Source organism: Brevibacillus sp. YAE8 (assembly GCF_057543335.1).
Genome location: NZ_BAAIYG010000152.1, coordinates 1 through 539 on the forward strand (window position 1 = coordinate 1; position 539 = coordinate 539).

Sequence of the window (539 nt, forward strand, 5' to 3'; positions counted from 1 at the left end):
ATGCGATCCGAACGCGACATGGAGCCGGTCTTGATCTGCAGCGCGTTCATGCCCACGGCGATATCGGCGATGGTCGAGTCTTCGGTTTCGCCCGAACGGTGCGAGATCACGGCGGTGTAGCCGGCACGCTTGGCCATTTCGATGGCGGCGAAGGTCTCGGTGAGGGTACCGATCTGGTTGATCTTGATCAGGATCGAGTTGGCGATGCCCTTGTCGATGCCTTCCTTCAGGATCTTGGTGTTGGTGACGAACAGGTCGTCGCCCACCAGTTGCACCTTCTTGCCCAGGGTTTCGGTCAGCAGCTTCCAACCCGCCCAGTCGTTCTCGGCCATGCCGTCTTCGATGCTGATGATGGGGTACTTGTCGCACCAGGAAGCCAGCAAACCGGTCTTCTGGGCCGGGGTCAGCACCATGTTTTCACCGGCCAGGTGGTAGTTGCCGTCCTTGTAGTACTCGGAAGCAGCGCAGTCCAGGCCGAGGGCGACTTGCGTGCCCGGCTCGTAGCCAGCCTTCTCGATGGCTTCGATGATCAGCTTGAT

At 60.1% G+C, this 539-nt stretch carries 1 protein-coding gene; it reads right to left on the bottom strand.

The features are described from left to right. Nucleotides 1-539: phosphopyruvate hydratase family protein (locus AC27IT_RS28110; protein WP_487092309.1), on the bottom strand; the 539-nt coding region annotated here is incomplete at both ends.